Origin of the sequence: Anaerococcus sp. NML200537, assembly GCF_026131715.1 — a bacterium.
Classification (GTDB): Bacteria; Bacillota; Clostridia; order Tissierellales; family Peptoniphilaceae; genus Anaerococcus; species Anaerococcus kampingae.
On the sequence record NZ_JAMXSL010000013.1, the window covers coordinates 1 to 26,267 of the forward strand.

Here is a 26,267-nt window from a genome sequence, read left to right on the forward strand (position 1 = left end):
AACTTACATACCGAATATTTAGTTGTTATTTAGTTTTTCTAAGCCTAATTTTTAGGCTTATTTGATGTGCCATAAATTACAAGATTAATTATTTTTTATTTTCTCTTGACATTTGATAGCTGGTCTAAGCCAGTCTTATTGGTTAGTACCTCTTCTTGCTTTTTGCTTATAACTGACTTATTTATCCTATCAGTAGTCGTATACTTAGCTTCAAAGCATATAGACCTACCGCCTTTTAGAGTTCCCTCAAAGTCTGGATTTGCATTTTTGGTAAATTGTCCCTTAAATTTACCGCCCTTATATAACTGGATAACTCTAAAGGGTTCATCTATTTTTGTGATATCAGCAATCTTATTTATCCTGTAGTAGTCGCAAGCATCAGATATAAATTTCTCAAAGTTTTTCCCATAACCATTATTCTGTAGGCTTCTGTATCTTCTTTGAAATCCCTTTTCCACTTTTTACTCCTGGTCTTTACTTGCTTTTATATAAAGGTTTGGATCACTTTCGATAGTTTGTACTGCTATAGGCTCTAGGACTATTTCAAATACGCCTACATTTGCTAGTATCTTTACTTCATCATCATTTGATACTGAATTAGCATATAATAAGTCGATTAACTCATTTACTGTCATTTTCTACTTAATCTCCTATCTTTCTCTTCAAATAAGGCCTTTAAAAAGGTCGACATTCCTGGGTGTTCTTCATAACTAACTAAGTGTATCAAAGTATCTAGTTCTACATCTCTAAGATTTTTAAAATCTAAAAGCTTTTCTAGTAACTCTTTGATATCTTTAGTCTCTTTGCTTGTCATTCTTGCTTATCTTCTACTTTCCAATACTTAATTGTTTCAAGCATTATCATGCCTATAACGTCACTATTAGCTTTTATTTCTAGGATTCCCTTATCATAATCTGTGGAGTAGTCGTCACAATCAAAATCTTCTTTTCCACCAAATTTAAAATCAACTGTTATTTTCATTTTTACTCCTAACTATTAACCGCTAAGTCAAACATATCAATTTGTTTTTCTTTTGGGCTTGCCAACATCTCTTCCATAGCTTTTTTGTAAAAGTCTTTATCTACTTCAAATCCGTATGAGTTTCTTCCTAACTCTCTACAAGCTCTTAAGGTACTGCCACTTCCTGCAACTGGATCAATAACTACATCGCCTGGGTCAGTAAAAATGCTAATCAAATCTTTTAATAAGCTTATAGGTTTTTGTGTAGGGTGACATTTAGGATAAATTTTTGCATTATCCCTTTTCCATTCAAACCAATTAAATATCATTTTTCCTGTCTTAGCTTCTATCCTGCCATTATCTAGCACCTTGCCGCCGTTTCTAAACTTTGGTAACTTGTCACGATATAAGACAACTGCATATTCTGTAGCCCCTACAATTCTCATGTTTGCTTTTAAAACCTGGGAGCTATAATTTTTTATAAAAATCAATGGATAAGAGTTCTTAAATCCGTATCTTTCTCCATAATTAATAATCATGGACATCTGTTCAAAGCTGCAAAACACTATCATAGCTGGAGCTTGATTTCTGCCCTTAGGCTCTTTTTTTAAAAGTTTGCTGCAAAAGTGCATATACTCTGCTAGATTAAAATTATTGTCAGTTCTAAAAAATGACTTTGCTGCCTTATCACTTTCACCTTGCTTATTATCACCATTCACGTACCATTCTGTGCTTGAAGCATAAGCGTTTTTACCTAAGTTGTATGGTATATCTGCTATAACTAATTGGGCTTTAGGTATTCCATATCTTTTAAAATTCTGAAAATTATCATTAAATAACTTCGTTTTTATTTCTTTTTCCTTTTCTTTCATCTGCCTTACCTTTATTTACTTTTTAAATATTTCTAAAATTCATTTATTCATACTTCATCGAATATTTATCAAAATGGGATTCTATGATCGTCTTCTATTTCTGTAAAATCATCTTCAAAGAAACCATTGTTTCTATTAGCCCCATAATTGCTCCTAGATTGATTTTGTTGTCCTTGTCTAGTATTTGTATTAGAATTATAATTCTGTCCATTCTGGGCGGTAATTTGGCTCGGTTTTAGTAGGAATTGAACATTATCTGCTACCACATCTAATGTGTATTGAGTTTTACCTGTCTCCCTATCTACGTATGATCCTGATTGTAACCTGCCCTCGATAGCACATAGACTGCCCTTTGCTAGATATTGAGAAGCATTTTCACCTTGCTTGCCCCATGCATTTATTCTTATAAAGTCTGCTGTAGGTCTGTTTTGTGCTTCCATTTCCTCTTTTTTCTCTCGACTTAGTTTTCTGTCAATTGCAATAGTGAAATTGCAAATAGCTTGTCCTGCTTGTGTGTATCTTAGTTCTGGGTCTCTTACGAGTCTTCCTATTAGGTCTAGTCTGTTCATTCTTTCTCCTCGATTATTTCTGCATCTACTGCTGATTCTTTTTTGACTTCCTTTAGCCTTTTTTCTGATAGCTTATATAATTTAGCACTTAGGCTCATCATGCTAGTAACTGCTGCTAGCTTGCTATCATCGTCCATACTTTTATCAAATAACTTATCTTGCTTGTCTAGTTCTACTGATATTGCCATAAGTTGATTTAGTACGATTAGTTCATAGTCATTTATTTCTAATATCATTTTCTCCCCCTGTAACTTGCACCACCGACTTTTTCGATAACGCAAGCTTCTAAAATTCTGTCCACCACTTGTTCTGGTACTTTGTTTGTATCAGTACCACCCCATCTATTTATCAAGTCTTTAGGGCTATAATTACTTGCCATACATACTAGCCTGCCCTTATTTAAACACTCATCTAAAATCCTTTTGATATTTCTAAGTGCCCATGGTGAATCATTCTGTCCTACTTCATCAATGAATATCACGTCATTTTTAGCTATAAGCCTTATAATATCCGTATCTTGCACCTCACTATTTGAGTTATAAGCATTTTTAAGTTCCGCTAGTATATCTTCTTCACTTGCAAAATATATAGACTTATCTTTGTACTCGGCTACTAGTTGTGCTGTTATTGCTAGGATATAGGTCTTGCCTACTCCAACTGATCCGTATAGGAATAGTCCTCGGTCTATGATTTCTACTTCCTGTGCAAACCTATAAGCACTCCTAATTGCATTGCTATTATCATCTGTCCTCTCTAGGTCTGATAATTTCTTGCCTATAAACTTATCAGGAATCTTTGAATACATAAGCTTTAGCTTGCCTTTGCCTTTATCTTCAATAGCTTTTTTAATGCTAGCCTGTAACTCATCTTCTTTTTGCTTTTTAAGTTCATCTAGTAGGCTTTCATCAAGGTTTTTAGGTATTCCTCGCTTTTTAGCTATATCTGCTAGCACCTTGTTAATTGTGTGCATAATTCATTCTCTCGTCTATGCTTGCTAGGTATTCATCTGTGCTATTATCTACAAGTCCCATAGCTTCGTTGGTGTATCTGCCTTCAAGGACTTTTGCAAAGTTTACTGGCTTTATAAACCAATCAAAACTGACTACCCAATTATAGGTGTTATGCCCTTTTAAGAATTTGCTAGAATCAATTGTTCTCATAGTTTCAATTACTTTTTCTTTTCCAAATTCTTTTATCCTAGCTTTTGTATGCTTGTATCTGCTTGTTCCAGGATTTAGTGCTTGTATGTTTTTAATAGGTTCACCTAACTTGTTCCATTCTTCCATAATTTCTTTTTTGAAAGTCTGTTCATCTTTTTCTTTTGTTTGCTTACTAATATCTTTAGTACTTAGTATATTTAAGTTATTAGTATTATTAGTATTTAGTAGTGTGCCTTTTTCCACTTGTGGATTATCCACTTGTGGCTTATCCACTTGTGGATAAGGGGTAAATGGACTGTTTTCAATGGTTTCAACCTGTTTTTTCTCAAATATTATTGTTTCCCACTCCTTAAAGACCCCATTTTCATCTCTAACGGGTTGCCTTTTTGTGTAGCCTGCATCAGTTAATTCTTTTATTCCTGTTCTTAAAGACTTGATTCCATCTGTTGCGTGTCTTTGAACCTCGTTAAGGTTTATATTCCAATCACAAGGTAGACTTAGTAAATACAATAAGATTCCTTTAGCTTTCCAACTTAAGTTAGGGTCACTTATAAATCCGTTGTCTACGACAGTATAATTTGACTCTTTTGCTGTTCTATAAATTGCCATTGTCGTCAACCTTCTTGAAAAACTTTGGGTTGATACCTATTACTACTCCGCCTTTAAGCTTGTCAAAGATTAAATAGCCCTTTGATGTCAAGGAATATATTAATTCCCACATTTCTAAAATTTGTTCTTTGCTACTTTGAGTGTAATAAATCAACTCCCAATCAAACAAAACTCCATTATCGGCTGAAAATACCGCTATACTTGATAACAAGCCTTTTTCTGCCCATGATAAATTAGAATCTCTTAAAGTCATTAAGTCTAATTCATAATTGTTTATATTTATATATTTTTGCATATTTCCTCCTAACATATCACCACCTCGCATCCGCTAACTTCCTGTATCTGTCTTTTAATTTCTGCTTCGTCACTATTACCATCTGACAAGTGCAAAACATAAATCTTTTTACACTCACTCAAATCCGCAAACTTAAGGGCTTCTACAACTGTTTCAAGGCTCATATGATTTTTTACGATCCTATTTCTTAAACTTGCATGAATAAGTCCATATCTTAACTTGTTATCAATTTTTGACTTTGTATAATTGCATTCAATCATGATATAGTCGACCTTTGGTATCTTATAGGGCAAGTAGGCTGTATCTGTAACAAAAAAGATTTGTTCCCCTTGCAATAAATCACTTATTACATATCCAACTGGCTCTCTAACATCATGTATTGTCATAAAAGGTGTAATCCTATAGCAACCGATATTAAAAGCCTTGTAGGTCAAAATATCGCCTGTTTTGATACCCTCAAATGTATTAATCCTATGTCCGTATAGCTTTAAGGCTTCCGCCGTTCCTTTAGTCATGTATAAGTCAATACCTGCCCTTGCTAGGTCTTTTGCTGCTTTTGCATGGTCAAGGTGTTCATGTGTTATCAAGCAAGCATCTATCTCGCTAGTCTTAAAGCCTAATTTTCTTTGGATCACCTTGAATGGTAGCCCACACTCTAGTAAAAGCGTGGACGACCCGTTGTCTAACTTGTAGCAATTACCGCTAGACCCTGTTCCTAAAACTTCAATTTCCATGTCAATCACCTAAAATGGTGGATTCTTAACTTCTACAAAATCATTTGTGAAAAAATCTGGTTGCATTTCTTCTTGTTCTTCTTCGATGATTTCATCTGGCTCTGTATCTATGTTTTCTGCTATAGCTTTAACTTCTTCCTCTTTAAGTTCTTCATTGCCAATGTCTAGCTCTAGGGTATTTGCCTTATGTTCTAGCTCTTGGCTTATCTCCTGGTCTGTATAAGCTGCTGACTTATCACTTGCACTTACTATGTCAGAATCATCTGCCGTATTGACAAAGGATTTTACTGCCCTTGATTTAACAGTTTTTATAGCCTGCTGGTCTGGGAAATTTTTATGTGCTGGTGATTCGCCTTTTGCCCCTCCCATGGCCCAAGAGTCTTTTATTTGCTCCATTGTCATGTATTCTGTGTACCTAACATCTCCTGCTCTATCTGTGATTACTGCAAAGGCCCCTGTTATATCTGATTTAGTCCACTTACTTATATCTGGTTCGTAAGACTTGACTTGCATAACTCCTTTTTTAGGATCAAAGACTAGTTCTAGTTTGTCATTTTTATAGACCGCATAGGCGTATGTCTCGCCTATATCCTCGCCCCCTCTTTTAGCTAGGGCTACATTGCCTTGATAGGATATAGATAAGGTGCAAGTATTGCCGTAAGGGATAAAGTAACATTGCTTTTTATCTGGGTTTAGCCCTTTTTGCGCCATCTCCATAATCGTCTTTAAGATTGACTCTTGGGTACAAATGTCTACAATCGCCTTGCCTTTATTTGGTCCTTTTTCTATCGGTTTAGTTATCAAGTACCTTGCCGCTTGGATTGCGTTTTTATAGCTATAATTTTCTGGTATGTCTACTTGCTTGTTTTCGACCATCTTTGTGTACATACCTATAGCCTGGTTGATTATCTGTGTTACTCCTGTTTTCATTGGGATTTGATTTGTCATGTTTAACTCCTATAATTCTTCGACTTTTAAATTCTTAAGTTTGCTTACTGTAAGTGTTATAAGTTGGCTATCTACGTCAATTAGCTTGTTTACACTCTCTGCATTGTCTACAAAGATTGGTATTTGCTTTTCAAAGTGCTTACTTAAGGCCTTTATAACATCTAGACCCGCATTTATCTGTGCCGCACTATTAAGTGATCCGTAAGGTACTCCGCCATAAGTGGCATCTGCAACCTCTACGATTCCTCCGTTGATTTGTGTATCAAATAGCTTAAACTCTACAAAATTAAATAGCTTATTGATTTTGTCATTTACTAGCTCTGCATAGGTCTTTGTGTACTCATCACATAAAAACAATTTGTACTGTTCACCCTCGTAAGCTATAGCTAGGTCTTTTTCCTCTTTTTCGTATTTGCTTATTTTTTCGTCCAATTTCGCATTTAAACCTTGATTAGATAGTTTAGTATTAATTTCATCTAAACTTTTAACTAAGACCTGTTTTTGCTCCAATTTTTGGGTATTATCGACCTTGCTTATATCGTCAATTTCTTTTTGGATTGCTTTTGACTTTTCTCTTCTCTCGTCTATCTCTTTAAGTGCTTTGTCACAAAGTTCTAATTTTCGTGCTTTATCAAGCTTTTCTTCTTGTTCGGCTTCTACAATCTTATTTGCCGCTCTAGCATCGCTAATCTTTAATAGTTTGCTTTGGATTTCTTCTAGCTCTTCTTTGTTTGCTTCTAGCTCTTCTTCTAGAGTCTTGACTTGGCTTTGGCAATATTGACCATCTTTGCCTATTTCTTCTAGCCTTTTGCTTTTATCTAGATTAAAATGCTTTAAGATTTCATCTTTCTTTTCTGGATCAAATTCTTTACCGCAAGTAGGGCATATAAAATTGCCGTCAAATTTTTCTAATTGTATATTTTTCCATTTTTCCCTTAGTATCTCCATATCTTTTTTATATTTATTGATTGAGTCCTGGGTTCTTTCTTGATACTTTTCTAGGGTCTTTTTTCTGTCTATTAAGTTTTCTATTTCATAGTCTGCTGCTGTTATTTTTCTTCTTATATCGTTTAAATCTGTTTCTGCTTCTTTGATTAGCTTAGCTTTGTTATTTTCAAACTCTCCTGTGATTTTGTGACACTCGCTTAGTAGGTCTGTCATAGCTTTTTGCTTTTCTTCTATCTCTTTGCCTACATCTTTAGTACCTGCTAGGTCTTTGTCTATATCATCTATGGACTTTTGGATTTCTGATTTTTCCTTTTCTATCTCGGTGAAATCTTCTGTAGTTTTGGTCTTTTCTAGTTCATCAATCCTTGCTGGTATCTCTTTTAGCTTGTCATTGATTTTTTTACTACTAGCCTTGGCCATAGCTTGAATTTCATCTATGCTATAATGTTCTAGGTCTAAGTCTTTTAGTTCTTTTTTAGCTCCTATTACATCATCTGCGCTTACATCATCTACTAGGCTTAAGAGTATCTTTCGCCTATCTTTTTTGTCTAGGATATTATTAAAGTAGTGTGGATTTGATAGTAGATTAAATTCATCTTCGCTTACGATTTTTTCAATTTCTTCTTCATATTCTTTCTTCTTTTTTGGCACTTCGTTTATATAAAAATCGGTGGTATGTCCTGTAAAAGTTTCTGTGTTTGATCCTCGCTTTTTGCTCCATATCTCCTTGTAAACTCTCTTAAACTTAATGTCTTTACCATCTACATCAAATGTTCCCTCTACTGTTGATTCCAGGTTGTGTATAACCTCGTTATTTTCATCATAAGGCTTGATTTCATAGTCTTTACGATTAAAGCTATCCTTGCCCCATAAAAGCCATGAATAGGCGTCAAATATGGTTGATTTGCCTGTAGCATTATCACCGCTTATGTTTGTATGTCCGCTAAAATCTATCTCTCTTTCTTTAATCCCCTTGAAATTACTTAGGGTTAATTTCTTCAAAATTACGTGCATATACTCTTCTCCTAATCTCTTTTGATAATTCTTCTGTTAGTATTTTTTCGTCATGACTTAGTTTTTCTTTGTCTAGTTTTTCAAAAATTCCATTTAGATAAATTACTGCATCAATATCCCACTTGGATATCCATAGCCTAATCTCTTTCCTAGTCATGAAAACTCCTTTTTAGCTTTGTTTTGCTGCTGATTGCAACTCTTAACATAGCTAGCTTGTCTGATCTGTCTTTTTCGTTTTCAGTCTGTTCAATCTTTCTCTCCATAAAAATTAGAGTTTCTAGACTTCTACTTTGTAAATCTTCAAAATATTTTTGTTGGTCTTCTATTTTCATTGCTTTCCTTTTCTTTTTTTAAACATAAGGTATAATTTACCTATGTTTAACTTTTGAAATTACACTAGCCACAAGCCAGCAATTAAGGTTATTATTGCAAATGGGACTCCCCACATTGCACAATAAGGTGTTTTTCCTAACATGGATATCAATATCCATACTATAGCTAGGCCTGTAGTTAGTGTTTTTTCTTTTATTCTTTTATCTGCTAAGCCTTCTAGTTCCTTTAGTCTTGCACTATCTATAGAATCAAGGCTTTTTTTATTTGTCTTAAAAAGCTCGTACCTCTCTTTTCTTCCAGGTATTCTTCTTATCTGTCTAGCTCTAGTAATTCCTAGTACGTCTTCTGCACTTTCGATTTTTATCGGTTGTAGGTCTTTACTTATTGGTCTGTATAGTCTTTGCATTGTATGTCTCCTTACTGTTGATTTTTCTTCCACTCGTTATATCTATGTCTATCTATAACTTCGGTTTCTGATAATTTTATAGTTCCTGAATTCATAGCCTTTGATATAGTTTCATAATTTTTTCGTTTAGTTCTTCCGCTTGGTGCATATCCATATTTTTTTAATTTTCCATAGGCCATTTTGTATGCAATATTTCTTAAGCTATCATTGTTATATGATTTTTCGCTTATGCTATTTGTTACTAAATTGTATATAAATTCTTTTATTGTATCCATTTGCCATTCTTCTAGTTTTAAATTATCTACATACTCTTCTTTAAAACTTCTAAACTCTTCCCTCATTGAATTTTGACCTTCACTTAAATCTGATACTTGATTATTGATTTTAACTATCTGGTCTTTAAAAGCTTCATCATTTTTTGTTGATTGAATCATAAAAGTTTTTAATACTTGCTCTAAACTGTTGTTATCGTCTTTTTTGTCAATATCGTTGTTCTTGTTGTTATCTTCTGGCATTGCTAAATTTGTATTTTCTGTCATTTTTTAACCCCTGTATTTCTTTATCGCTTCTTCACAATTTAGATATAATTGTTCAGAAAATTCTCTTAAATGTTTAACTGAATCTAGGTATAGATTTCTTTCTCTAGGTGTAACCTCTTCTAAATATTCTGTTAGATATAATTGGCCGCCTATACTTCTTAAAAATCCTGCTATTGAGTAGTGCATACTAGTAATATCACTTACTCTCTTTCTGTGTGCTTCTTCTGTTTCTAATTGACTTATCGCTAACTTTTTATCGTTAATTAAGCTAAGATTTTTTGTAATTTCTTTCTGTAGGTCATCTTTAAGTCTTTTGATTTCTGATTTGTAGTACCTTATATCAGCCCTATCTACTTCTTTAATAACTTCTTTAACTTCTTCTTTAGGCTCTTTTTGTAATTCGTATAGCTTGTTCTCTAGCTCTTTTTGATAGGCCATTAACTCTTTTAATTCATCTTGTAAGTCTTTGTAGTCTTCTGGAATAACCTCTTTTTCTATGATTTCTGGTTCTCTTTGTTCTAGCTCTATAACTTTGTCAGCTAGTCTTTTGTTTGCCGCTGCGCTTTCTTCTAGTTGTTTTTCTTTTTCTTCTAGTCCTTCTTTATATTCTTTGATTTCAGCTTGTAACTGCCTTGTAGTCATGTCTTCTACTTCGTGACTGTCTATAAAATTTTGGCGGTCTTCTTCTGGTAACGATAAGATATTTACCACCTTTGTATAACTCAAATTAGCAATCGCCTGCGAATTTGGTATCTCTTTATAAACCTTCATTAGGCTATTTGTAGTCCTTTGTGAATAACCTAGGTTGTTACTGACCCAATCCATCCACTCTCCGTGGTTTACTTGCTCTTTAGCTTGACTAAGTCTTTTTCCTATCTCCCAATAACTAACTACTGCTTGATTTTCAAAAAATTTTATTTCAGCTACAATCTGATTAAGGTTTGTTATTTCTCCCATTTATCCTCCTAAGCTCTCTTACTATCTAAAAACTCTATGATATCTTCTTTTTTGTAATATTTTGACAACCTGTTTAAATAACAGACTTTAAGTCCGCCTTTTTCCCACTCTCTTATCGTGTCATTAGCGCTAATTTGAAAATAATTTTTCATATCGTCTAAAGTCATGTAGTCTTTTAAAACTGTTAATCTTTCTCTTACTTCCATGCTCCTCTCCTGTTTTTTCTTTTAATAATTTCTCCTATAAGCTATAATGTAAGTAACATTAAATTAGGAGATCAATATGCAAACTTTTAATACAATCACTTCTTTACTAGCCTTAGCTGCATCATTTTATTCTGTTTGGCAATCTAACAAGGCCAATAGATTTGAACTGATTCTTTTAAATCCAACCTTTAAACGTATGGGAAAATATACTAGACTTAATTTTGATATTCTTAATAACTCCCCTAAATCTTTAATGATTGAAGATATCAAGCTTAAAACTCAAATAACAAACCATGATTTGCTTATTCAAGATGTAAATGTTTTTGAGCTTTTCAATAAGCAAAAACAACTTAAATCATCTGATCCTAGATTTCGCCTACATAACCCTTTGCCAGGTCCTAAAGACTTCCCAACTGAATTAGATAATCTGATTTTTGCACCCTTTGAAATCAGAAATATAACTTTTTATATTTTAGAAAAAGAATGCTTAATTGATGTTTGCATAGAATCTAGTCAAAGAATCAATTATTTTAGAAAAAATAAATCTTTCTCATTGCATTTCGTGAAGTCTGTATAAAATGACTAAATTAAGTATTAGGTGTATTACTAAAAATCCTGTAGTTAATATCTCCATGTTTTCCTCCTGTGATTTTTATTTATATGCTTGTCTATTACATTTATGAATTTTGTATAAAATTGCTAAATCAAGCATCAAATGTACTACTAGTAGTGCTATGGTAAATTCTTGCATTTTTGTCTCCTTGCTTTTCTTAAATATCTATTTGCTATATAATATAAGTAAAAAGGAATAAATTATGCTTACAATCCAATCTGCTATTCTTCTATACAAACTTAATCAAGTAGATAATCCTTATGTCTTTGATACTAACGACCTAGAAAATCAAGCCTTAATAGTTAATTACAAGACTTTAAGATTTGTTAAGTCTTCTTATTACACCTATGATGAACCTAGCTCCTTAGTTGCTAGACTAGATGAATTAGAATATCTAGAAGATAATGCTTATATAAAAATTAATAATAGCTTTATAACTTTTACTCATAAGGGTTATAGATATATTGAAATACCTTTGTTAAAGCTTTTGTCTTTTTTGGGTAAGTCTATAATCACACCAATTATTGTGTCTATAATAACTGCTTATCTAACAGTCCTATTTCTTAAGTAGGTACATTGTCATTAAAAATGATGTTATTATAGAGACTAAAACTGATAAGATATATTCAAACCTATCTCTTTGTCTTGTCCCTTCATTCTTGCTAAACCAGTCTAAAAATCCCCTACATTCTTTGAAAGGTACATAGTCTGGTCTATTTTTTTTGATCTCCTCTAGGTCTTTTTTTATATTTTTTATAAATTCATTCATTCGATATTGACTCCCCTCCTCTTAAGTTCAGCTTTTATATCCTTAGTCACCTCGCTATAGTCACGCCAAATATCTTGACCTATAAAAATCAAAATATCTTTAAGATTGTCATTAGACCTATTTTTCATATCTTTTAATAAATCGCTTGTCTTGATTTTCTTTTTCATGGTTTTGAGTCCTTAACCTAGCAACTAAGCTTTTTTATTGTAGACAAATCGTCTACTTTTTCATCAAAAAAAATATCTTCCCTATCTTTAGCATCTAAATTTAACAAGTCACTTAAGGCTTGAATTTCGCTAGCTAAAAATTCTGTTTTGTTATTAATTTTGTTATACAATCCAGCCCTTGATAATCCTAGCTTTTCAGCTAAAAATCCTAGACGATATCCACTTACTTTGATTTTGTAATTTAACAAAATGCTATTTGTCATTTACTACCTCCTTTGCTGTCGTTAAAAATATTATACAATAAAGTTTCCGTTTTGTCTACTATTTTTTTAATTTTTTCTTATTTTTTTCTTAAATGTATAAAATTATTGACAATATGGCGACTTAATGATAGAATGAATATATAGAAAGGAGGTACAAAATGGCTACTCTAAATCAAAATATAAAAAAGAGAAGAGTGGAATTAAATATGACACAAGAAGAGTTAGCAACCAAAACAGGTTACAAATCTAAAAGCGCTATTTCTAAAATAGAATTAGGCGAACGTGACTTATCACAATCACAAATATCTGTTTTTGCTAAAGCTTTGAAAACAACCCCGTCATATTTAATGGGCTGGCAAGATGAAAACGGAAAGCCCGACTTAAGTAAGATTCCAGGGATAAAAGTCACACAAAACTTAATAAAAGTCCCAATCCTAAGACATATTCAATGTGGTATGCCTGTACTATCAGAATGTAACTATGAAGGCTATATCAAGCTAGACCCTGACCTATGCAAAGCTGATTTCTCACTAGTTGCTGATGGTGATAGCATGATAGATGCTAATATTCACGAAGGCGATATAGTTTTCTTTAAAGAAACCCCTGATGTGGAATCCGGAACCATAGCAGCGGTTTTGCTAGATGATGAAACCACTTTAAAAAAGGTTATAAAGATGAAAGACACTCTAATACTACAACCTGCAAATGATGCCTATAAGCCTATCTTAGTACAAGAAGGCGATTACTCAAATGTAATGATCCTAGGCAGCATGGTAGGAGTATTCAGTAAAAGGGACAAATAAAAGTAGGGGCATAGCCCCTACCCCTTATCATTTACATATCAAAGGAGGTTTAATGTGAATTTATGGGAAGAAACTCTTAATGACTTAAAAGAAAATAGTTCTTCTTGGGAATATGTAAATTTCATTAGTTGTGATGGATTTAGAATTACAAAGGATAATTTTAAAGATATAGCAGTTAATACTGACTATAATAACGGCTATGGAAGACAAGAAATAGCTAGCAACTTAAAATTGTATGGCAATGACTTTGTAATGATAAGATTAGAATATGAAGGTTCTGAATGGTGGGAATATATACCTACCAAACCCGATAAAAACCTAGAAATAAAAACTATATCCAGACTTATTTATGATTATTATCATAAATCACTAGAGTAAAGGAGGGTAAAAATGAAAAAATCATTAATCCTAGCACTAGCCTTGCTGACTCTTGTAGGTTGCGAGACTAAAAAAGATGATACTAAAGAAGTCAAAGAGTTAAAACAGGAAATTAAAGACTTAAAAGCTAATGTAAAAGAGTTAGAGGGAAGTGACAATTCAACAGAGACAGATGACAGCAAAGATAAAGAAGAATCTAAATTACTTGCGACTTTAGAAACAAATCCAAACATTGATCCACAATCAATAGATGCTAGCATAATACAAGAGGTTTTAAATAATCCAGTTACTATCTTTGAAAAATTCATTTCAGAAACCGCGAAAAATTCAGGGGCTGATGAAATGGAATCGGCCAGGGGTGCTATAGGCTATGCACTTGAAGTGCACAATATGCAAGGTATAAAGCTAAATTCTGTACCAATCTATGCTGCGCTACAAGAATTTGTATATTCAACAATTTATGGTTCAAACGCCCCAGTAATGCAAAAAGCGATAGTAGATGTAGGACTAGAAAATCCCGATTTGCCAATAAATAATTTCAACTTATTTATAGATAAAGAAGTTGCTTCGGAATTTAAAAACTTTAAAAAAGCATATGATTTAGAAGATTTAATCAACTTACACGAACAATATCAATACGAACAAGACGACCCAATTTTTAATAGCATAATAAACTTTAAGGGTGAATTCGGATATGAACAAGAAGAAGCTTCATTCCCAGGAGGAATACACATAACTTCTTCAATAGGCGGCCAAGATAGTCAACACTCAGCTTATTTCTTTTATGTATCAACAGAGCCTGCAAACATACAAGAAACCCAAAACGCCAATCTATGGGCTGTACCAATAGCATATATTGATATGCCGTTTGGCGACTTGTTTGATCCTAATTATGACCCTGATGTTATAGTAGACCACTTAAAACTAAGCTGTCTTGTAACAGGTCCAGGACTAAAAGATTTCTAAACAGTAAAAAAGACCCCCGCAATCACCACAAAAGCAAAGGTCTTTTTAATCAAACGTAACCACAATAGAAGTGTGCTTACATTTCTATTATATCAGAAAAACCCTTAAAATAACAGGGCAATAATAGGAGAAAAAAATGAAAATTGATGCTTACAAGAAAAATGGAAAAACACATTACAAATTTCAAATCAGATTAGGTAAAAAAGTAAAATCAAGGGCGGGCTTTACTACAAAGCCGGCAGCAATTTTTGCCTATACTCAAATGCTAGAAGATTATCAAAATGAAGTAGAAGGCAATATAACGTATCAAAAAGTATTTAATGAATGGCTAGAAATATATAAAACAAGAGTAAAAGAAACAACCCTACAATCCACTACAACCATCTTTAGAATCCATATCTTGCCAGTATTTGGTGATATGAGAATAGGAGATATAAGCACAAAAGATTGCCAGGACTTTGCTTTAAGCCTTACTCAATTTGTAAAGGGCAAGGAATATTATTTTCAAGCTAAAAGAATCATGACTTATGCTATGGGAATATATAAACTACCATCTAACCCTTTTAATCTACCTATAATGCCACACTTTAAAGAAAAAGATGATGAAGTAAACTTCTTAGAACCAGATGAAGCTAACAAGTTTCTAGAATACTTTAACAACGATATCTATTGGAAAGCAATGTTTAGAATCTTTATCTACGCAGGATTAAGAAGGGGCGAATGCCTAGCCTTAACATGGAAAGATATAGATTTTAAAAGAAAAGGAGTAGATATCAATAAGACCCTAGGGACGGGCAAGGATAACAAACTAGTAGTATCTACCCCTAAAACAAAGAAATCTAAAGCCTTTTTAGAGTTAGATGAAGAAACCCTTTTAATCCTAAAAGAATTAAAACTACAATCAAAAAACGATATAATATTCCCAAACTCTAAAGGAAATTATAGAAGGCTATCTGATCCAGATAGAAAATTAAAAAAAGCCTTAAAAGATTTAGGTTTAAAACCTATAAGAGTCCACGACTTAAGACACACCCATGCAAGCCTACTATTCTATTTTGGCTGGGACATAAAAGCCGTACAGGAAAGATTAAGGCACTCTAGCTCAAAAACAACCATGGATATTTACGTCCATGTAGCAAAGAAAAAACCTAAACAAGATATAAATAATTTTGCAAGCAAAATGGATAAATTCGCCTAATTTAAAAAGGCTGTAGCTTTTATGTAGTTATTCATTATACAAACATTGAAAATTCAATAACTACAAGCTATTTGATTTAGACCTTTCACCCCGACCAAATAAAGATAGGCAATCATTCATGATTGTCTTTTTTTTATGCTTAAAAACAAACTATATGTAAAAGGATGGAATCCTTTTACCCATAAAGGCCCCTTGATTTGGGGCCTTTATGCCGAAAACTAGTGCGGAGCACGGAAGAGTTTGCGAAGCAAACGGGTTTTCGTACGACCAAATATAAATAGATAACCGTTAAAGGTTGTCTATTTTTTTGTATAAAATTGTTAACACTTTGGCTTTGAGAAGGTGAGGCTCGAAAGTTCGAATCTTTCACCCCAACCAGATATAGATAGACAATCATTCATGATTGTTTTTTTTTATGTTAAAAAACAAACTATATGTGCTTATTTCAATCTTTCTTAATTTTAATCTTCTTCCCTTTGTAAATAAGGTGGGGATTTTTACATGTAATGATTTGTAAAATTAAATCATATCTGAAATTCATAAGAGATTCTTGCCTTTTTTAACTTTCAAAATACAATATTTACATAACTATGATATCGTTATCATCATTGAATTAAGGAGGTATCTATGAAAAATTTTCTATTTCTACTTTTAACGATTTTTACCATAATAGCTTGTTCTAATAGTACAAATAACAACGAAATTAATAAGGAGTCTAATGAGAATGTAAAGTGGGTTATGATTCCTATGATCGTTATTAATGATAAGCTCTATTTATATTCAGGAGAAAAGAAAGTCTACGATGAGCTGACAGATTTTGATGGAGAGATTGATTCTGCAGTTGAAGATACTTCTAAACCTACTAAAAACAACCAATCAAATTTCGGCACAGGTTTCAAATACAAATTCCTAGATGAAGGAAAAGTCATCAATCTCTACCTAAATGATGATAATAAGATGATAATTTTTAAGACGGAAGAAGACAGGAATTAGCCAATTCTATCCCAAAATATTTTCAAATTTAAAAACACAAGCTGAGCATAGGAGCTTAGGCTTGTGTTTTTTAATTTCATGAATATTTTATAATTTTATTAATAGGGCCTGGTAGGCATCTAGGATTTCTGTCTCGTAGTCTTGGTTGTTATTTAGGATGACTTCCCCTTCTGCCATCAGATCTGAGATTTTTTCATCTAATTCGTAAAAATCATCTGTTAGATTTATTAGAATTAGATAAGTTGTATCCTTGTATGATTTTTTATAGACATAGACTGAATCATCTAGGAAGATTTTTTCGTAATCTCCTAGGCCAAAGGCTGATTCTCTTTTTCTCAGCATAATTAATTCGTTTAGGTAAAAGATAAAGGAATCGGCATCTTTTAGGTAGTCTTTGTAATTATTATCTAGATTTATCATGTCTCCATAATAATTTTCCACCTTTGAAAATCCACCCAGGGCTGTAGGGTCCCATCTCATGGCAAGCTTGCTTGAGAAGTTTGTTTCTCTTTTGATTTTCTCTAGGACCTGGTCTTTGTCAAGGCCACTTTCTAAGAATTTTTCATAGGCTTCTTTAATTTCTGAATCTTTTATCTTTTCTATATCTAGCTCATATTCTGCCTTGGCTTCTATTTCTTCGCCTTGGTAGAAGATTGGAACTATGCCCATTGTTATCATCATTATGGCAAGAGCCTTTGATAGGGCTAGGGTGTCGCCTGTTTCTCCTAGGATTTTATCCATTATTCTTGGGTGCGATGTATTTGTAAGGTCTAGACCATAGTGTATGTCCTTATCCTTTATATTGTTTTGTAATCTGTCTAATAGCCTATAAAATTTGCCATAGGAGTTTTTTACGATAAGGTCACTTGCCTTTGAATAGTAGACCATATCTAGGAGATTGTCATCTTTTATTAAATCTATATCGGCAATTTCTCCTACAAATAGGATTTCTTGGTCAAGACAGATTTGCCTTAGATTTTTTAGGGTTTCTTCAAACTTATCTTGGTAGATTTCTTTTAGATAATCTGTTTCTAAGATCCTTATGCCTCTTATGCCTAATTCATGGTATTTTTTTATTATTTTTTCAAAATCATCTAGGAAATCATCTTGGCCAAAACTTTCTATTAAGTCCCTGCTTTCAAAGTCTAGGATTACTTTGATCCTATTTTTCTTTGCCTTCCAATAAAGATTGACTATAGCCTTATCATCCCCTAAAATTGGATTTATTTGATTAAAGTCAGTTTTTCCGTCTTTTTCTCCAAAAATATCACTTACAAAGACGTAGTTAAAGCCTACTTGGCCTAGGATTGACATTTTACTTGCTAGACCATTTATATCCCCGATTCCATCGTTATTTGAGTCTAGGAAACTTTCTAGATAGACTTGATAATAAGTTGATTTTAGTTCTTTATTTTGCATTTATTCCCTCTTTTTATTTTGCATTTTAAAAGGAAATACAGCTTGACCATATTTCCTTTTAAGATTAAAAGTTTTCTATTTTTTGGAAGCTTGTTTGTCTAAATTCTCCTTGTTCGTCGGCCTTTAGGCTTCCATTATCATAGGTTAAGGTTATTGGTGTATCAACATTTACTCCTTTTATGCTTGCTGATACTGTATTTCCATCTATGCTGTAGGAGCCTGTGTGAACTGCCTTATCTATTTGATATACCAAGCTTCCATCATCTCTTAGGGATAGCCTTTGGTTATCAGCTTGATATTCCCCGATGACTCCATCGCCTGTTGCAAAGTGCTTGTGCATTTCTGTCTTATTATCTTGGGTCACACTTAGGCCCTCTATAGCACTTCCCACATGTGCTAGGACCTTGTCAATGAAGCCGAAGCCTTGATATTCAATTTGATAATACTTATATTCACTTTCTACGAAGAATTTATGGAATATTTGGTTATCTGTTGTAAGTGGTCCTCCGGTGAAGAATTTACCATCTCCATCAGCTTTTTTGCTTACGTTTTGGAATTCTACGAAAGTGTAATATTTGAAGTTACCTTGATAATTAATATCGGCTAGTCTTTCTGATGTGCTTACTTCATAAATTAGGTAGACCCTATTTTTAATCTCTGCATTTTGGTCATCGTTATAGCCAGTAACTGAGCCTAGGTATTCGACATTATCTACATTTATTATATTTTTATAGAGGATTGTCTGTTTTATAAGCTCTCCAGCCTTGTTCTTTAATTCTCCCAGGAGATTTTCATCAAGGTTGCTGGTAGATTTTATGAAGTTTGAATCGCTATCATCACTTGTATCGTTGCTTGGACTAGCTGTGAAGGTCTTCTTTGTTGGATTAAGACTTACACCATAGTTATTTGTCATCTGATCTGGACTATAATTTAGTGTAATCTCAATTTCTTCCCCTTCGCTGATTCCACTTGTCTTCGATGGAGATATTTCTACTGTGTGCATGTATTCTGGGGCCCCGTCCTTTAAGCTTGTTATTAAACTTATATCCGGGCTTTGTCCTTCAAATTTTACATCTATAAATTTAAAAGGATCGACACTACCATCTTCATTTGCTCCATTACTTGCCACTCCCCCTGCTCCTTCGACTATCACAGGTTTTGAGGCTGATGTTATTTGAACATTGTACTTATCTGATAATTTTATATTATCTAGATTTGCCATAATTGTTATCTCATCACCATTTGATAGGCCAGAATCTTTTGAATATTGGAAGATGACATTATTGGTCAAATCTTCAGCAAATTCATGGGCTGGACTTGGGTAAGAATCCTTATTATTATTCCTTGAGATATATTTGATCTTATCCTGATAATCTGAAATCAGCTTATCTTTATCAATGCCTGCCTTTGGAATAGCCTTTCCGTCCTCACCCTCGTAGGAAATTGTAATATAATCACTTAGATTTAATACAACATCTTCTACCTTATTGAGCTTCATATACAAAAGACTTCCTAAGAGTGCAACTAATAAGGCTATTACAACTAGGATAATATTCCTATTTGTGAAATATTTCTTTGGATTAAAAGATTCTGAATCTTTTTTGATTTCATCAACTTTATGGTCTGCATCACTTATCTCTTCAACAGGAACAAGACTTTTTTCCTTAAGTGGTCTGGCCCCTGCAGTCCTATCCTTTAAGTCTCCAAGAGATTTTTCCCTATCAAACTTCCTATTTCTATCTTGAATCCTTCTTATACCGGCAGAAACAGTTATATTTGATAGCTTAACAGATTCATCACCTATTAGCCTATCAAGCTTTTCCTCAAGACCTTGTTTGGCCATATTATTATTTTCGTCAATATAAAGGTGTGAATCATCTTTTTTTGCTTCATTATTAAAAGATACCTTTTCTTGGATTTCTTCAATAAGGGATCTTTGGTTGGCTTTTTGCTTAGACTCTCCCAAGTTTTCAAACCTTCTGCTTGACTTATCCATCCTATTTATAGGCTCTTTTTGAGGGCTTGCTTCTGCCTTATTAGCTTTTAAAGGCTCATCCTTCCTAGGACCCTTATCATTTAAATTCGAAGCTTTAGGAGCTTTCTCCTCAAGCTTTGGCTTAGGATTAGCCATTTCTTTAATTTTTTTAAACTTTTCTGCAAATATATTAGATTTTTTAACTTTATCTTTAGACGAGTCAGCACCAGACTTGTCTTCTTTTTCTAGCTTATTGCCGCAAACAGGACAAAATAAGCTATCATCTTCAATATTTGCACCACAGTGGTCACATTTCATATCATTTCTCCTATTTTCCTACATATAATATACTTTTAAAAGTTAAAATATAAACCAAATTAGCTATTAAAAAGCCTTTTAAATGTAAAAAATATTTGATAACTCAAATTTGGGTAAAAATTTACTAGGAGGAAACTATGACATTAACGATTAATATTTTATATAAGGGCAAGGACAGCAAAAAATTCGCCAAGGAAATGACAGAAAAAGGAATAGTAGAAAGAATTAGGGCACAAAAAGGAAATATAAGATACGAATACTATCAAAGCCTTGAAAGAGATGATGAGATTCTTCTTCTAGACATCTGGGAAAACCAAGAAGCCCTAAATATCCACCACCAATCACCTATGATGGACGAAATAATAAAATTAAGAGAAAAATACGATATTAGAATGCAAGTCCATAAATACCAAGAAATAGAAGGATCAAATGACGATAAATACATAAGAAAGTAGATTTATAACCATCTTGAATTTATTATCTTTGTATGATATAATATAGAAAAGGTTTACATAGAATTTGAAGAAGAGAGCGATTTGTTTTTATCGCTCTCTTTTTGTCTATGATCCTAAATATTTTATAGCAAAGGAGTTATTTATGAAAACCCGTAGGAAACAACTAATCACTATAGTCATTAGTTTAATTATGATTATTGTAGGATCACTATCAGCAAATTATTTTAATACTTCAGGGCATAGTGTAGATGTGAAAAGGATATCTTTCGATACAGAAAAAGGTGTATTATCAGGTCTACTATATAAGCCTAAGGATGCCGATGAGACAAATCCAAGGCCAACACTTGTTACTACTCATGGATATTTAAACTCAGCTGAAATGCAAGATGCACCAGCTATTGAAATGTCCAGACGTGGTTATGTTGTCTTAGCTCTTGACCAATACGACCACGGGCATTCTAAGAGCAATAGCGAAAACACCGGTTCGTTCATGTCTTTTTGGCCAACATCGATTTACGATGCAGTTCAATACATGTATGACCAAAACTATGTATTAAAAGATAAGGATAAGAACGGAATTATCGCAGTAAGCGGTCACTCAATGGGTGGTTTTTCAACAACCAATGCTGTTATGTATGACCAAGAAGATTTCAAGAAAACTGGTATTAAAAAAATATACGCCCAACTATCAGCTGGGTCAGACCACACTTGGCAAAAAATACTTGGAATCGAAGATCAAGCGATATTAGATTCCATGGATGATAGGTTCATAGGAAAAATCGCTGGTCAATTTGATGAATTTTTCTTCAACCAAGAAGGGCAACCTGGCAGCGTTGTGAAAAAAGACTACGTTAAAACTGATGAAGGAAAGTCTATACTTGAAGATGAAAATCCAAAGAGTGATACTTGGTACGATGTAAAATCTGAAGGAAAAAGAATAATTTATCAACCTTATCAAACACACCCTTGGAATCACTTTTCTAAAGCAACAACTAAAGATATGATTGATTTCTATGACGTAGCTTTCGATGGTTTTAAATCAGAAAAAATAAAGGAAATAAGCAGCGACAATCAAACTTGGATGTACAAAGAGGCTTCTGAATTTATCGGTCTCGTTGGCTTTACAATTTTCTTTATTGCCTTCGCAGGATTCTTATCAGATCTCAAAATTTTCAAAAAAATTAAAACTGATGCTAGTATTCCTCTTTCAATCGAAAACACAAGTCTAGAGACTAAATTCTCTAGCAAACTTATCTTTGCATTTGGACTAATAATTCCAGCTTTAATATATTCAACTGTCTATGAAGGAAAATTATTCTCAAGTGGAATGTTGAGCATAAACTTCATTTCAATAATTATGTTTATATTAGCAATAACAGGTCTAGTTCTAAACAAAGAATATAAAAACATTTATTGGAGCAAAGGTTCTTATTTAAGTCTATGTGCAAGTATTGTTTTATTTATTCTAAGTAAATTTAACGTCTTTAAAGATTCACCAGTCTTTCAGGGACCAACAGTCAATAGAATAGTTACTTGGGCCTTAATTTGTGCAATGTTAAGCATTCTAATTAATGTTTACTCATACCTCTTAAGAAAAGATTATGAAAAAGGAGTAGGTCTATATGAATATGGACTTAAGGGAAATCCAGGAACAATTTTCCTATCTCTGATAATAGCTATAATTGTCTCATTAGTTTCTTATATAATTTTATTCATAATCGATGCAACCTTATTAGTAGACTTTAGAATCTGGTCATTAGCATTCAAAACATTTGAAGCAAGTCATTTAATAGCTGCACTTAAGTATATGCCACTATTCTTTATCTACTACTTAGTAGCAGGTGCAGGTTCAATAATAAACTCAAATAATAAAACAGGGCTTAGATCTTACTTCTATGCATGTATTATTAACATGGGTGGAATTCTACTTTGGTTAGTTCTTCAATATGCTAAACTTTTTACAACAGGAGTAGCCTTATATCCAAATGATGCCCTATCTGGCATCTTGTTAGTGGCATTAGTTCCATCACTAGTCATTGCATTTATAAATACTAAATATCTATATAATAAAAATAAAAATATTTATCTACCAGCCTTCATAAATGCGATCTTGCTAACCCTAATGACCGTTGCAAATACAACCATTTATTTCCAAGTATAAAATAAACTAACAAGGTAAAAGGGACAATAAATATTGTCCCTTTTAGAAAGGATTTTTTATGTATGATGTTATAATTATAGGAGCAGGTGTCACAGGAGCTAGTATTGCTAGAAGGCTATCTGCCTACAAGCTTGATGTATTAGTCCTAGAAAAGGAAAATGATGTATCTATGGGCGCTTCAAAGGCCAATTCCGCCATAATTCATGGAGGCTATGCCGAGCCCCATCATGAGCTTAGGGGCCGTATCTGCTATGAGGGCAGGAAAGAATTTAAGAAGCTTGATGAAGACCTAAATTTCGGATTTTTCGAAAATGGATCCCTCGTCCTTGCCTTTGATGAGGAAGATGAAAGGGAACTTGAAAGGCTCATGGCTATAGGCCTTGAAAATGGCCTAGATGATATAGAAATTATTGACCAAGCAAAACTTAAAAAATTAGAGCCAAATGTGTCCGAAAATGCTAGGTCCGCCCTATACTGCAAAGGGGCTGGCGTTTGCTCACCTTACGAATATGTGATAGCCCTCATGGAAAACGCCATTTCAAATGGTGTTAAGCTTAGGCTTAAAGAAAGAGTAGCAGATATTAGCAAGGATGAGGACATTTTCACTGTAAGGACTGAAGCAGGAAATTCATTTGAAGCGCGATTTATAATAAATGCCTCAGGTCTTGAAGGAGCTAGAATCTCAAAGATGATTACAGAAACAGATTTTACCATCCATCCAAGGTCTGGCGAATACCTAATCATGCAAAAAGACACTGGTTCTAGGATAAAGCACGTCCTCTTCCAAACCCCAAGCCCAAAATCCAAGGGAATCCTTGTTACAAGGACCTACCACAACAACCTTCTCCTAGGCCCAGATGCCATAGATGAAGAAGAAATAGATAAAAGCACCCACATAGAAAGGCTAGCTGAAATTTATAAACTAGCTCAAAAATCTGTAAAAGATGATGTAATCAACCTAAAAGAATTTATCAGGTCCTTTACAGGCCTAAGACCAGCCTCATCTACAGGGGACTTCATAATCGAAAATACTAAGACAAGCGGCTTCATAAATGCAGTTGGCATCCAATCTCCAGGCATCACCGCCTCCCCTGCCGTGGCAAGAATTATTGAAAATATCCTAAGAGATTTAGGACTTAGCTTTGAAAAAGACCCTGATTTTAACCCTCACAGGAAGGCAATTATTAAGTATAAAGAACTAGAGGACTTTAACAAAGTTATAAAAAAAGTAGATCTTCCTCTAGGAAATCCAGAAAGGCTTGTCTGCAGGTGTGAACAGGTAAGTGAAGCAACAATAAGAGATGCCATGAATCGAGGCATCCCTTGCAATAGCTTTGATTCAATCAAAAGAAGAACCAGGGCAGGCATGGGCTTTTGCCAAGGATCATTTTGCAGATCTAGAGTAATTGAAGTTATGGAAAATGAAGAAGGCAAAAATATAGAATCGGACCGCTTCGACTCAGAGCATTCTGGGATTACAAGAGTCAACAAGGCTGATATAAACAAATTTATAAAAGAAATATCCAAATAAAAAAATACCGGCAAGAAATTTTGTCGGTATTTTTTTATTGAAATTTCATTCTTTATTAAAGTTATTTTTTGAAAAACTAGATTATTTAAATCTTAACTAGCCTTGGATGTGGCTACTACTCTTATTCCTGTGCCTGCTACATTTTCTATTACTGTATCACCTATGGCTACAGGGGCTTTTATGTGGGCCTTGTTTATTTCTTTCATTACTTCCATGATTTTTGCTTTTGGAACCCCCTCTTCAGTTTTGACTGATACAAGGTATTCTTTTGCTCCGTCTACCCTTGCTGTAGAAGTTACTGTTCTTACTGGGTTTGTTAGTTCGTTTCTAGCATATACTTCGCCTCTCTTGCAAGTATTGCCTGTGATATTTGTGATTTGTCCATCTTCTACTGTGACGCTGACTGTGCAGCCTAGAGGACAATTTATGCAGGTTAATTCTTTGATCATAAGCTCTCCAATCTTACTTCGATTTTTTCGCTGTTTTTATATAAATCACTTTTCTTTATGACTAGATTTTCCATCTCACCTGGGGCAAATACTAGTTTTCTCTTTTGGGCTACTTCTTTTCCGTCTACTTCGAGTACTAGGCGTGATTTTTGGTAGATGTTATTTACCCTAAATCTGATTACTACTTCATCTCTCATTGAGCTTGGAGCTATATATTGAGGCACTGTATAAGTTACTCCATTGCCTGGCCTAAGGTGAATTTTCTTTTCACCTTCTCCTTTAAATTCATCTTTTATGTAGGCTGCTGCGTTTTCTCCAGCTAGTTCACTTTCTTCTGTTACATAATCTACTAGATCGTGGACGTGGAGGACGTTTCCTGCTGCAAAGACTCCATCTATTGATGTCATCATCCTGTCGGATACTTCTGCGCCTTTTGTCCTTGGGTCCATTTTGATTTCTGCATCCCTACTTAGTTCATTTTCTGGTATTAGGCCTACTGAAAGTAAGATGGCATCGCATTCTACATATTTTTCAGTGCCTGGAATTACTTTCATATGGTCATCTACCTGTGATAGGTAAACACCTTCTACCCTGTCATCTCCTACTATATCTGATATTGTTGTTGAAAAATATAGGGGAATATCAAAGTCATCTAGACATTGGACAATATTTCTCTTAAGGCCTCCTGAATATGGCATAATTTCTGCCACACACTGGACTTTTGCTCCTTCTAGGGTCATACGTCTGGCCATAATTAGGCCTATATCGCCTGATCCTAGGATTACCACTTTTTTGCCTGGCATGAAGCCATCTAGGTTTACTAATTTTTGAGCTGTACCTGCTGAATATACCCCTGCTGGACGGGATCCTGGTATGTTTAGGGCTCCTCTTGGTCTTTCCCTACAACCCATGGCTAGGATTACTGCCTTTGGCCTTATTTGAAACATGCCATTTTCTTCATTCATTAGGGTTAGGGTTTTATCATGGCTAAAGTCCATTACGATTGTATTTAGCATTACATCTATATCACGCCCTGCCACTTCATCTTCAAATCTTCCAGCATATTCTGGACCTGTTAATTCTTCTTTAAACCTATGAAGGCCGAAACCATTGTGGATACATTGGTTAAGGATTCCACCAAGCCTATTATCTCTTTCTACAATTAAGATCTTTTCTATACCACAATCATAGGCCTTGGCTGCTGCTGCAAGGCCTGCAGGTCCTCCGCCTACTACTACTAAATCATAATTTTTCATATA

At 33.8% G+C, this 26,267-nt stretch carries 36 protein-coding genes; 10 read left to right on the forward strand and 26 right to left on the reverse strand.

What is annotated here, in order from left to right:
* Positions 1-95: 95 nt before the first annotated feature.
* From NH288_RS04985 to NH288_RS05075, 19 genes are all read right to left on the reverse strand, one after another.
* Positions 96-458 (reverse strand): Holliday junction resolvase RecU, encoded by a 363-nt coding sequence (locus NH288_RS04985; RefSeq protein WP_265213581.1) that lies wholly within the window; start codon positions 456-458, stop codon positions 96-98.
* Positions 459-461: 3 nt separating this feature from the next.
* The gene (locus tag NH288_RS04990; protein WP_265213583.1) at positions 462-635 is read right to left on the reverse strand and encodes a hypothetical protein; all 174 of its coding nucleotides are present in this window, start codon (positions 633-635) and stop codon (positions 462-464) included.
* Positions 632-814: a hypothetical protein gene (locus NH288_RS04995; protein WP_265213585.1), complete on the reverse strand. Its 183-nt coding sequence runs from the start codon at positions 812-814 to the stop codon at positions 632-634. The genes NH288_RS04990 and NH288_RS04995 overlap by 4 nt, the downstream gene beginning before the upstream one ends.
* Positions 811-981, reverse strand: coding sequence for a hypothetical protein (locus NH288_RS05000; RefSeq protein WP_265213586.1), 171 nt, complete (start codon positions 979-981; stop codon positions 811-813). The genes NH288_RS04995 and NH288_RS05000 overlap by 4 nt, the downstream gene beginning before the upstream one ends.
* A gap of 8 nt (positions 982-989) precedes the next feature.
* Positions 990-1,832: a DNA-methyltransferase gene (locus NH288_RS05005; RefSeq protein WP_265213588.1), complete on the reverse strand. Its 843-nt coding sequence runs from the start codon at positions 1,830-1,832 to the stop codon at positions 990-992.
* Between the two features lie 68 nt (positions 1,833-1,900).
* Positions 1,901-2,401 carry a single-stranded DNA-binding protein gene (locus tag NH288_RS05010; RefSeq protein WP_265213590.1) on the reverse strand — a complete coding sequence of 167 codons (501 nt, stop codon included), beginning with the start codon at positions 2,399-2,401 and terminating at the stop codon, positions 1,901-1,903.
* Positions 2,398-2,637: a hypothetical protein gene (locus NH288_RS05015; RefSeq protein WP_265213592.1), complete on the reverse strand. Its 240-nt coding sequence runs from the start codon at positions 2,635-2,637 to the stop codon at positions 2,398-2,400. The genes NH288_RS05010 and NH288_RS05015 overlap by 4 nt, the downstream gene beginning before the upstream one ends.
* Positions 2,634-3,371, reverse strand: a complete 738-nt coding sequence (gene zapE / locus NH288_RS05020) for an AFG1/ZapE family ATPase (protein WP_265213593.1) — start codon at positions 3,369-3,371, stop codon at positions 2,634-2,636. The genes NH288_RS05015 and zapE overlap by 4 nt, the downstream gene beginning before the upstream one ends.
* Positions 3,358-4,170 (reverse strand): hypothetical protein, encoded by an 813-nt coding sequence (locus NH288_RS05025; RefSeq protein WP_265213595.1) that lies wholly within the window; start codon positions 4,168-4,170, stop codon positions 3,358-3,360. The genes zapE and NH288_RS05025 overlap by 14 nt, the downstream gene beginning before the upstream one ends.
* Positions 4,157-4,465, reverse strand: a complete 309-nt coding sequence (locus tag NH288_RS05030) for a hypothetical protein (protein WP_265213597.1) — start codon at positions 4,463-4,465, stop codon at positions 4,157-4,159. Before NH288_RS05030 ends, NH288_RS05025 begins: the two co-directional genes overlap by 14 nt.
* Positions 4,466-4,473: 8 nt before the next feature.
* On the reverse strand, positions 4,474-5,199 hold the full coding sequence (locus tag NH288_RS05035) for an MBL fold metallo-hydrolase (protein WP_265213599.1): 726 nt from the start codon (positions 5,197-5,199) through the stop codon (positions 4,474-4,476).
* Between the two features lie 9 nt (positions 5,200-5,208).
* Positions 5,209-6,147: a RecT family recombinase gene (locus tag NH288_RS05040; RefSeq protein WP_265213601.1), complete on the reverse strand. Its 939-nt coding sequence runs from the start codon at positions 6,145-6,147 to the stop codon at positions 5,209-5,211.
* A 9-nt stretch (positions 6,148-6,156) separates the two neighbouring features.
* Positions 6,157-8,109, reverse strand: a complete 1,953-nt coding sequence (locus NH288_RS05045) for an ATP-binding protein (RefSeq protein ID WP_265213602.1) — start codon at positions 8,107-8,109, stop codon at positions 6,157-6,159.
* Entirely contained in the window at positions 8,075-8,266 is a 192-nt protein-coding gene (locus NH288_RS05050; protein ID WP_265213604.1) for a hypothetical protein, read from the reverse strand. Before NH288_RS05050 ends, NH288_RS05045 begins: the two co-directional genes overlap by 35 nt.
* Entirely contained in the window at positions 8,259-8,441 is a 183-nt protein-coding gene (locus NH288_RS05055) for a hypothetical protein (RefSeq protein WP_265213606.1), read from the reverse strand. The genes NH288_RS05050 and NH288_RS05055 overlap by 8 nt, the downstream gene beginning before the upstream one ends.
* A gap of 59 nt (positions 8,442-8,500) precedes the next feature.
* Positions 8,501-8,848: a hypothetical protein gene (locus NH288_RS05060; RefSeq protein ID WP_265213608.1), complete on the reverse strand. Its 348-nt coding sequence runs from the start codon at positions 8,846-8,848 to the stop codon at positions 8,501-8,503.
* An 11-nt stretch (positions 8,849-8,859) separates the two neighbouring features.
* Positions 8,860-9,387: a hypothetical protein gene (locus NH288_RS05065; RefSeq protein ID WP_265213610.1), complete on the reverse strand. Its 528-nt coding sequence runs from the start codon at positions 9,385-9,387 to the stop codon at positions 8,860-8,862.
* A gap of 3 nt (positions 9,388-9,390) precedes the next feature.
* Entirely contained in the window at positions 9,391-10,344 is a 954-nt protein-coding gene (locus NH288_RS05070; protein ID WP_265213611.1) for a DUF3102 domain-containing protein, read from the reverse strand.
* A gap of 8 nt (positions 10,345-10,352) precedes the next feature.
* Positions 10,353-10,550: a hypothetical protein gene (locus NH288_RS05075; RefSeq protein ID WP_265213613.1), complete on the reverse strand. Its 198-nt coding sequence runs from the start codon at positions 10,548-10,550 to the stop codon at positions 10,353-10,355.
* A gap of 76 nt (positions 10,551-10,626) precedes the next feature.
* Here NH288_RS05075 and NH288_RS05080 point away from each other — a divergent pair, with 76 nt between their 5' ends.
* Positions 10,627-11,127 (forward strand): hypothetical protein, encoded by a 501-nt coding sequence (locus NH288_RS05080; RefSeq protein WP_265213614.1) that lies wholly within the window; start codon positions 10,627-10,629, stop codon positions 11,125-11,127.
* Between the two features lie 238 nt (positions 11,128-11,365).
* Positions 11,366-11,734: a hypothetical protein gene (locus NH288_RS05085; RefSeq protein WP_265213616.1), complete on the forward strand. Its 369-nt coding sequence runs from the start codon at positions 11,366-11,368 to the stop codon at positions 11,732-11,734.
* On the opposite strand, the gene NH288_RS05090 is transcribed toward NH288_RS05085, so the two are convergent.
* The 3 genes from NH288_RS05090 to NH288_RS05100 are packed head-to-tail and all read right to left on the reverse strand — an operon-like array spanning position 11,720 to position 12,362.
* Positions 11,720-11,932 (reverse strand): hypothetical protein, encoded by a 213-nt coding sequence (locus NH288_RS05090; protein WP_265213618.1) that lies wholly within the window; start codon positions 11,930-11,932, stop codon positions 11,720-11,722. The two genes, NH288_RS05085 and NH288_RS05090, sit on opposite strands and share 15 nt — an antisense overlap.
* Positions 11,929-12,099 (reverse strand): hypothetical protein, encoded by a 171-nt coding sequence (locus tag NH288_RS05095; protein WP_265213620.1) that lies wholly within the window; start codon positions 12,097-12,099, stop codon positions 11,929-11,931. Before NH288_RS05095 ends, NH288_RS05090 begins: the two co-directional genes overlap by 4 nt.
* A 17-nt stretch (positions 12,100-12,116) precedes the next feature.
* On the reverse strand, positions 12,117-12,362 hold the full coding sequence (locus NH288_RS05100) for a toxin-antitoxin system, antitoxin component, Xre family protein (protein WP_265213622.1): 246 nt from the start codon (positions 12,360-12,362) through the stop codon (positions 12,117-12,119).
* 158 nt (positions 12,363-12,520) lie between these two features.
* On the opposite strand from NH288_RS05100, the gene NH288_RS05105 reads away from it, so the two are divergent.
* The 5 genes from NH288_RS05105 to NH288_RS05125 all read left to right on the forward strand — a co-directional run bounded on the left by NH288_RS05105 (position 12,521) and on the right by NH288_RS05125 (position 16,700).
* On the forward strand, positions 12,521-13,165 hold the full coding sequence (locus tag NH288_RS05105; protein WP_265213624.1) for a LexA family protein: 645 nt from the start codon (positions 12,521-12,523) through the stop codon (positions 13,163-13,165).
* 54 nt (positions 13,166-13,219) lie between these two features.
* Entirely contained in the window at positions 13,220-13,543 is a 324-nt protein-coding gene (locus tag NH288_RS05110; RefSeq protein WP_265213626.1) for a hypothetical protein, read from the forward strand.
* A gap of 12 nt (positions 13,544-13,555) precedes the next feature.
* Positions 13,556-14,509, forward strand: a complete 954-nt coding sequence (locus NH288_RS05115; RefSeq protein ID WP_265213627.1) for a hypothetical protein — start codon at positions 13,556-13,558, stop codon at positions 14,507-14,509.
* A 136-nt stretch (positions 14,510-14,645) separates the two neighbouring features.
* Positions 14,646-15,707, forward strand: a complete 1,062-nt coding sequence (locus NH288_RS05120; protein WP_265213629.1) for a site-specific integrase — start codon at positions 14,646-14,648, stop codon at positions 15,705-15,707.
* Between the two features lie 627 nt (positions 15,708-16,334).
* Positions 16,335-16,700, forward strand: a complete 366-nt coding sequence (locus NH288_RS05125) for a hypothetical protein (protein WP_265213631.1) — start codon at positions 16,335-16,337, stop codon at positions 16,698-16,700.
* 87 nt (positions 16,701-16,787) lie between these two features.
* Here NH288_RS05125 and NH288_RS05130 read toward each other — a convergent pair whose 3' ends face one another.
* Positions 16,788-18,119 carry an alpha-amylase family glycosyl hydrolase gene (locus NH288_RS05130; protein WP_265213633.1) on the reverse strand — a complete coding sequence of 444 codons (1,332 nt, stop codon included), beginning with the start codon at positions 18,117-18,119 and terminating at the stop codon, positions 16,788-16,790.
* A gap of 64 nt (positions 18,120-18,183) precedes the next feature.
* Positions 18,184-20,412 carry a zinc ribbon domain-containing protein gene (locus NH288_RS05135; RefSeq protein WP_265213635.1) on the reverse strand — a complete coding sequence of 743 codons (2,229 nt, stop codon included), beginning with the start codon at positions 20,410-20,412 and terminating at the stop codon, positions 18,184-18,186.
* Positions 20,413-20,549: 137 nt separating this feature from the next.
* Between NH288_RS05135 and NH288_RS05140 the strand changes: the two genes are divergently transcribed.
* From NH288_RS05140 to NH288_RS05150, 3 genes are all read left to right on the forward strand, one after another.
* Entirely contained in the window at positions 20,550-20,867 is a 318-nt protein-coding gene (locus tag NH288_RS05140; protein ID WP_265213637.1) for a putative quinol monooxygenase, read from the forward strand.
* Positions 20,868-21,009: 142 nt separating this feature from the next.
* On the forward strand, positions 21,010-23,028 hold the full coding sequence (locus NH288_RS05145; protein WP_265213638.1) for an alpha/beta hydrolase family protein: 2,019 nt from the start codon (positions 21,010-21,012) through the stop codon (positions 23,026-23,028).
* A 58-nt stretch (positions 23,029-23,086) separates the two neighbouring features.
* Positions 23,087-24,559: an NAD(P)/FAD-dependent oxidoreductase gene (locus NH288_RS05150; RefSeq protein WP_265213639.1), complete on the forward strand. Its 1,473-nt coding sequence runs from the start codon at positions 23,087-23,089 to the stop codon at positions 24,557-24,559.
* A 92-nt stretch (positions 24,560-24,651) separates the two neighbouring features.
* Here the strand turns inward: NH288_RS05150 and NH288_RS05155 are convergent, their stop codons facing one another.
* Both NH288_RS05155 and NH288_RS05160 read right to left on the reverse strand, forming a co-directional pair.
* Entirely contained in the window at positions 24,652-25,008 is a 357-nt protein-coding gene (locus tag NH288_RS05155) for a DUF1667 domain-containing protein (protein ID WP_265213640.1), read from the reverse strand.
* A complete protein-coding gene (locus tag NH288_RS05160) occupies positions 25,005-26,264 on the reverse strand; it encodes an NAD(P)/FAD-dependent oxidoreductase (protein WP_265213641.1) in 1,260 nt (419 codons plus the stop codon). The genes NH288_RS05155 and NH288_RS05160 overlap by 4 nt, the downstream gene beginning before the upstream one ends.
* Positions 26,265-26,267 lie beyond the last annotated feature (3 nt).